Raw genomic sequence first — 6,540 nt, forward strand, 5'->3', positions numbered from 1 at the left:
CCTCCGAACCGGAGGACGCCCCTACGCAACGTTCCGCGGTCCGGGCCCGGACGCCCGGGTCAGCACTAGACGCCGCCGAGCTTCCCGCCGTTGCCGCCGCCGATCATGCCCGGCGGGAATGTGAACCCGCCGCCGATCATCCCGCCGTTGCCGCCGCCGTTGCCGCCGCCGGGGTTGCCGCCGCCCTGCGGCGGCGGGGGGTTGCCCGCCGGCGGCTGGGGGTTCTGGTCGGCCGGGGGCGCGGTGGCACCGGCCGGCGGGGTGGCCGGCTGCGGGTCCGGGATGTCGATGGTCTGGATCGGCTCCATCGGCGAGCCCTGGAGGGCCTGGTTCATCGCCATCTGCCAGATCGGACCGGGACCGTCGGCGCCGAAGACCTCGTCGAAGTGCTTGCCGCCGATGTTGATGTTCTTCATCTTGACGCCGCCGGCCGGGCCGCCGAGCCAGACCGAGGTGGCCAGCGACGGGGTGTAGCCGCTGAACCAGGCGGCCTTCTTCTCGTCGGTGGTACCGGTCTTGCCGGCGATCTTGCGGCCGCCGTCCAGGCCGAGCGCGGCCGCGGTGCCCTTCTCGGTCACGTTCAGCAGGACGGTGTTGAGCTTGTCGGCGGTGTCCTCGGAGAAGGCCTGGCTGCACTGGGTCTGCGGGACCGGGAGCTCCTTGCCGTCCACCGTGCTGATCTTGTTGATCGCGATCGGGGTGCAGTACTTGCCGCGCGCGGCGAAGGTCGAGTAGACGTTCGCCATGGTCAGCGGGGAGAGCTCCAGGGTGCCCAGGACCATCGAGGGCACCTCGCGGAAGGCGTCGCCCTTGGCGGACTGGGTGATGCCCAGCTTGTTCGCCATCTGCTTCATCGCGCAGAGGCCGACCTGCTGCTCCATCTGCACGAAGTAGGTGTTGACCGAGCGGGCCATGGCCTCCTTCAGCTGGTAGGGGCCGACCTCGCTGTCCGACTCGTTCTTGACCGTCGCCTTGCCCTCGCCCGGCGTCGGGACGTTCTTCCAGGTGCCCGAGCAGGTGGACATCTGCGGGTACTCGATCTTGTTCTGGGAGGGGAACGCCTGGGTGGGCGCCATGCCCGACTCCAGCGCCGCCGCGGCCAGGATCGGCTTGAACGTCGAACCGGTCTGGAAGCCGTTGCCGCCGCCCATCGAGGCGTCCACGTTGAGGTTGACGACGGTCTGGTTCTTGTTCGGGTCCAGGCCGTACGGGCGGGTCTGGGCCATCGCCAGGATCTTGCCGGTGCCCGGCTCCATCATGGTCGCGGCCGCCGACACCGTGTCGGTCACGTTGACCTTCTTGGTGACGGCGTTCTGGGCCGCGGCCTGCTTGTCCGGGTCCAGCGTGGTGTAGATGTTCAGGCCGCCGGTGTCCCAGAGCTTTTTGCGCTCGTCGGCGCTCTTGCCGAAGGCCGGGTCCTGCTTGACCACGTGGCGGACGTAGTCGCAGAAGAAGCCCATCCCGGCCTGGGCGGTGATGCAGCCGTTCTGCGGGTCCTTGTACTTCAGGCCCAGCGGGGCGGCCTTCGCCTCCTTCGCCTCGTCGGCGGTGATGTGCTTGTTCTCCAGCATCTTGTCGATCACGACGTTGCGGCGCTTGACCGTGTTCTCGGGGTAGCGCACCGGGTCGTAGGACGACGGGTTCTGCACCATGCCGGCCAGCGTGGCGGCCTCGGCGACGGTCAGATCCTTGTTGCTCTTGCTGAAGTAGCGCTGGGAGGCGGCCTCGACCCCGTAGGCCTGGTGGCCGTAGAAGGTGATGTTGAGGTAGTTGGTGAGGATCTGGTCCTTGCTCAGGTCCTCCTCCAGCTTGATGGCGACCTTGAGCTCCTGGATCTTGCGGCCCAGGGTCTTGCGCTGGGCCTCCAGGACGGCGGCCTGGTCGTCGCCGGCCTTCTCCACGTTGACGTTCTTCACGTACTGCTGGGTCAGCGTCGAGGCGCCCTGGGAGGCGGTGCCGCTCTCGGCGTTCTTGCTGACCGCGCGCAGGATGCCCTTGAGGTCGACGGCGCCGTGCTCGTAGAAGCGGGCGTCCTCGATGTCGACCTGGGCGTGCCGCATGAACGGCGACATCTGGTCGGCGGTGAGGACGGTGCGGTCGCGCTCGTAGACCTTGGCGATCAGCCCGCCCTTGGCGTCGAAGATCTGGGTCGCCTGGGTGAGCGGCGGCGTCTTGAAGTCGTCGGGGATGTTGTCGAAGCTCTCCGCCGTGTCCTTGGCGGTCAGCCCCATGGCGCCGACGGCCGGCAGGGCGAGCCCCGCCAGCAGGACTCCGGAGAGCACGCTGACGCCCAGGAACTTCACGCCGTTGCCGACGTGGTCCAACGGTGATCCGCCGGCCCGGCCGCGCGGAGCTCCGGTGTTGCCTGGGGGCTGGGGTGCCTGTGGGCGCTTCGGTGCCATGGGGAGAACCCTACGTCGCGGATTCCCGTACACAGGGGCAGGTGTTCGCCTAGGCTTGTCACAAGCTTGGTACAGCTTCGGTGCGTCAACATCATTCACTCTTGTGAGTGCAGAGAGTTGCCCGAATTGCCCCCGGATGTCCGGATTTTGAGGCGGCTGAGGCCTCCTGTGCCCGCGTGAACGGTTGCTCTCCGTGATGGCTCCTGTGGCGAGAGTGGGGGCTCCGCCGTTGGCAAGGTGCGCGACCTGCGATCACTCCAACGAGTGAGCTGACCGATACCCATAGTCCAATCGGGTCATTCGAGATTGAGCCCGAAGGGGCTGTTGCAAGCTGTCGTTCTTCCGTAACGTCCTCAACTGGCAACGGTGAATATGCCGTTGCCGCCGTGGGGGAGCCTCGATACGGGAGAGGACGGCGCCGGGATGGGCTGGGTTGACGACTGGAGTGCGCAGGCCGCCTGCCGCACGAGTGATCCGGACGAACTGTTCGTCCAGGGGGCGGCGCAGAACCGCGCGAAGGCGGTGTGCAGCGGCTGCCCCGTGCGGACGGAGTGCCTCGCGGACGCCCTGGACAACCGGGTGGAGTTCGGGGTCTGGGGCGGGATGACGGAGCGCGAGCGGCGGGCACTGCTGCGCCGGCGCCCGACGGTCATCTCGTGGCGGAGGCTGCTGGAGACCGCCCGCACCGAGTACGAGGAGTCCCTCGCGACCGGTGTGATACTGACGGACTACGCACAGGCGGGCTGAGCAGCACCGCACCGGCCGAACCGGGGGGTCCGGGCCGGGCCGGCCCCGGGCGGAGCGCACGTCGCACCGCCCGCGGCCTCCTACCGCTGTCGAACTACCGCCTTCGATCAGCCTTGTCGCCGCCGTCCTGCGCGGCGTCGCCCGGGGCCGCGCCGCTGAGCCGGTCCCCGATGGCCCGCAGTCCGTCCAGGTCGTGCACGTCGCCCGGCAGCGCCGGGACCTCCACGATCGGCACGTCCGGGTAGACCGAGACGAAGCGGTCGCGGGTGCGGCGCTCCCGCCCCATGATCTGCATCCGCTCGGCGTGCAGTCGCAGCAGTCCGGCCGCGAGCAGCTCCGCCTCCGGCGAGGAGTGCTCCGAGCCGTTCTCCTCCAGCGCCTCCGCCGCCGCCAGCGCCCGCTCCGCGGTCAGCTGCGGGGCGCCCGTGCCGTGCACCCGGTTGAGCACCAGCCCGGCCAGCGGCATCCGGTCCGCGGCGAGCCGGTCCACGAAGTACGCCGCCTCGCGCAGTGCGTCCCGCTCCGGCGCCGCCACCACCAGGAACGCCGTGCCCGGCGCCTTGAGCAGCTGGTAGGTGCGGTCGGCGCGTTCGCGGAAGCCGCCGAACATCGAGTCCGTCGCACTGACGAAGGTCTGCACGTCGGTCAGCAGCTGGGCGCCGAAGATCTTGCCCAGGGTGCCGGTGAGCAGGCCCATCCCGGCGTTCAGGAACCGCATCGCGCTGCGCCCGCCGACCTTGGCCGGAGCGGTCAGGATCCGGATCACCCGGCCGTCCAGGAAGGACCCGAGCCGGTTGGGCGCGTCCAGGAAGTCCAGCGCCGAGCGCGACGGCGGAGTGTCCACGACGATCAGGTCCCACTCCTCGGCGTCCCGCAGCTGCCCGAGCTTCTCCATCGCCATGTACTCCTGCGTGCCCGCGAAGCCGGCCGACAGGGACTGGTAGAAGGGGTTCTCCAGGATCGCGCGGGCCCGTTCGGGTTCGGCGTGGGCCAGCACGACCTCGTCGAAGGTCCGCTTCATGTCCAGCATCATGGCCTGGAGCTCGCCCTCGCGCCGCCCGCCGTCCCCGTCCGGGTCGCGCAGCGGCGCCCCCTCCATCCCGGTGACGCCCTTCACCACCCGGGGGGTGTTGTCGAGCTCGGTCAGGCCCATCGACTGGGCGAGCCGGCGGGCCGGGTCGATGGTCAGCACCACGACCTTGCGGCCGCGTTCGGCGGCCCGCAGGCCGATCGCCGCGGCGGTGGTGGTCTTGCCGACGCCGCCGGACCCGCAGCAGACGACGATCCTGGTCCCCGGATCGTCGATCAGCTCGTCCACCGCGAGCCGCTTCCCGGTGCTCCGCACCCCGTTCGAGGTCATGCCGCCCCCTGCCGCTTCAGGTCGCCCGCCAGCCGGTAGAGCCCGCCGAGGTCCACGCCCTCGCTCAGCAGCGGCAGTTCGTACGTCGGGATCCGCAGCTGCTGCAGGTCGGCGCGCTGCGCGCGCTCCAGCTCGACCCGCTCGGCGTGCTCCCTGGCCTGCTCCAGCAGCGGGTCGATCAGCGGCTCCACCGCGGCCCGGACCGTCTCCGGCTTGCGCGAGCGGCCCCCGAGCCCGGCCTCCCCGAGCGCCAGGGCGACGTCCTCGCGGTGGTCGCCGTCCACCGCGGACACCGCCGCCGCGTCGAGCACCGGCGGCCGGACCATGTTGACCAGCACCCCGCCCACCGGGAGCTTCGCCTCGCGCAGCTCCCCGATGCCGTCGACCGTCTCCTGCACCGGCATCTCCTCCAGCAGGGTGACCAGGTGCACCGCGGTCTCCGGGGACTTCAACACCCGCATCACGGCCTGCGCCTGAGTGTGTATCGGGCCGATCCGGGCCAGCCCGGCGACCTCGGCGTTGACATTCAGGAACCGGGTCAGCCGCCCGGTCGGCGGGGCGTCCATCACCACCGCGTCGTAGCGGCGCCGGCCGTCCGGGTCCTTGCGCCGGGTCGCCTCGCAGGCCTTGCCGGTGAGCAGGACGTCCCGGACCCCGGGCGCGATGGTGGTCGCGAAGTCGACGAAGCCGACCTTCTGCAGCGCCTTGCCGGCCCGGCCGAGCTTGTAGAACATCTCCAGGTACTCGAGCAGCGCCTGCTCGGTGTCGATCGCCAGCGCGAAGACCTCGCCGGGCTGGGCCCCGCCCGCGGACGCCTCCGCGGCGGGCAGCCCCAGCTGCCGGCGGGAGACCGAGGCGATCCGGCGCTCCTCGTACGGCAGCGCGGCGATGCCGAACAGCTCGGCGATGCCCTGCCGGCCCTCGACCTCGATCAGCAGCACCCGGCCGCCGTCGGCCGCGAGCGCCAGGGCCAGCGCGGCGGCCAGCGTGGTCTTCCCGGTGCCGCCCTTGCCGCTGACCACGTGCAGCCGGACGCCCTCCCAGTCGGGATCGCGCCGGTCCGCCTGGCCGGGGGTGCGTGCCACGCTCCGTCTCCGTCCGTCTCCGTCCTACGGGCGTCCCCTCCTGACGAGGGTGCCCCTCACCAGGGTGCCCTCTCGCGAGGGTAACCAGGGACCGCGCCGGATGCCCGGAGCACCTGGGGGTGCCAGGCCTGATCATGCCCTCTTTGTGCTCCACCTCACACGCCGGTCCCCGTGCGGCGCCGATCGCCGCGGCGGCTCGTCTAGAGTCTGGCCATGACCAAGTGGGAATACATGACGGCGCCCCTGCTCGTGCACGCCACCAAGCAGATCCTGGACAACTTCGGCGAGGACGGCTGGGAGCTCGTCCAGGTCGTGCCCGGCCCGAACCCGGAGCAGCTGGTGGCCTACTTCAAGCGGGAGAAGAACGCATGAGCGTCGTCGAGTCGAAGCTCGCCGAGCTGGGCCTGACCCTGCCGCCGGTGGCCGCCCCGGTCGCCGCGTACGTGCCGGCCCTGCAGTCCGGCGAGTTCGTGTTCACCTCCGGCCAGCTCCCGGTCGTCGGCGGCAAGCTGCCGAGCACCGGCAAGGTCGGCGCCGAGGTGTCCCCGGAGGAGGCCAAGGAGCTCGCGCAGACCTGCGCGCTGAACGCCCTGGCCGCCGTGAAGTCCGTGATCGGCGACCTCGACCGGATCGAGCGGGTCGTCAAGGTCGTCGGCTTCGTCGCCTCCGCCCCCGACTTCACCGGCCAGCCGGGCGTCGTCAACGGCGCCAGCGAGCTGCTCGGCAAGGTCCTCGGCCCCGCGGGCGTGCACGCCCGCAGCGCGGTCGGCGTCGCGGTGCTGCCGCTGGACGCCCCGGTCGAGGTCGAGCTCCAGGTGCGGGTCAAGACGGTCTGAGTCCGATCACGGAGGCGGGGCCGGCCCTGGCCGACCCCCCCACCGAGCCCTTAGAAACCGGGCCTGGCCCCAAGAGCAACGACGCACCCCCAGCCCCCCCGCAGGCCCCC

General features: G+C 71.1%; 6 protein-coding genes. 3 read left to right on the forward strand and 3 right to left on the reverse strand.

What is annotated here, in order from left to right:
- Positions 1-65: 65 nt before the first annotated feature.
- Entirely contained in the window at positions 66-2,402 is a 2,337-nt protein-coding gene (locus ACFV04_RS42895; protein WP_380536515.1) for a transglycosylase domain-containing protein, read from the reverse strand.
- 423 nt (positions 2,403-2,825) lie between these two features.
- On the opposite strand from ACFV04_RS42895, the gene ACFV04_RS42900 reads away from it, so the two are divergent.
- The gene (locus ACFV04_RS42900; RefSeq protein ID WP_030240986.1) at positions 2,826-3,149 is read left to right on the forward strand and encodes a WhiB family transcriptional regulator; all 324 of its coding nucleotides are present in this window, start codon (positions 2,826-2,828) and stop codon (positions 3,147-3,149) included.
- A 94-nt stretch (positions 3,150-3,243) separates the two neighbouring features.
- On the opposite strand, the gene ACFV04_RS42905 is transcribed toward ACFV04_RS42900, so the two are convergent.
- Together ACFV04_RS42905 and ACFV04_RS42910 are read right to left on the reverse strand one after the other, a co-directional pair.
- Positions 3,244-4,509, reverse strand: a complete 1,266-nt coding sequence (locus ACFV04_RS42905; protein ID WP_380346348.1) for an ArsA family ATPase — start codon at positions 4,507-4,509, stop codon at positions 3,244-3,246.
- Positions 4,506-5,594, reverse strand: a complete 1,089-nt coding sequence (locus ACFV04_RS42910; protein ID WP_380346350.1) for an ArsA-related P-loop ATPase — start codon at positions 5,592-5,594, stop codon at positions 4,506-4,508. Before ACFV04_RS42910 ends, ACFV04_RS42905 begins: the two co-directional genes overlap by 4 nt.
- A 213-nt stretch (positions 5,595-5,807) precedes the next feature.
- Here ACFV04_RS42910 and ACFV04_RS42915 point away from each other — a divergent pair, with 213 nt between their 5' ends.
- Both ACFV04_RS42915 and ACFV04_RS42920 read left to right on the forward strand, forming a co-directional pair.
- Positions 5,808-5,966, forward strand: a complete 159-nt coding sequence (locus tag ACFV04_RS42915) for a DUF4177 domain-containing protein (protein WP_094743074.1) — start codon at positions 5,808-5,810, stop codon at positions 5,964-5,966.
- The gene (locus ACFV04_RS42920; protein WP_360253610.1) at positions 5,963-6,430 is read left to right on the forward strand and encodes a RidA family protein; all 468 of its coding nucleotides are present in this window, start codon (positions 5,963-5,965) and stop codon (positions 6,428-6,430) included. The genes ACFV04_RS42915 and ACFV04_RS42920 overlap by 4 nt, the downstream gene beginning before the upstream one ends.
- Positions 6,431-6,540 lie beyond the last annotated feature (110 nt).

Origin of the sequence: Kitasatospora sp. NPDC059599, assembly GCF_042735125.1 — a bacterium.
Classification (GTDB): domain Bacteria; phylum Actinomycetota; class Actinomycetes; order Streptomycetales; family Streptomycetaceae; genus Kitasatospora.

Bases quoted from the DNA above. Each gene is read 5' to 3' on its own strand.
- ACFV04_RS42895 (WP_380536515.1), bottom strand. From the start codon at position 2,402: ATGGCACCGAAGCGCCCACAGGCACCCCAGCCCCCAGGCAACACCGGA.
- ACFV04_RS42900 (WP_030240986.1), top strand. From the start codon at position 2,826: ATGGGCTGGGTTGACGACTGGAGTGCGCAGGCCGCCTGCCGCACGAGT.
- ACFV04_RS42905 (WP_380346348.1), bottom strand. From the start codon at position 4,509: ATGACCTCGAACGGGGTGCGGAGCACCGGGAAGCGGCTCGCGGTGGAC.
- ACFV04_RS42915 (WP_094743074.1), top strand. From the start codon at position 5,808: ATGACCAAGTGGGAATACATGACGGCGCCCCTGCTCGTGCACGCCACC.
- ACFV04_RS42920 (WP_360253610.1), top strand. From the start codon at position 5,963: ATGAGCGTCGTCGAGTCGAAGCTCGCCGAGCTGGGCCTGACCCTGCCG.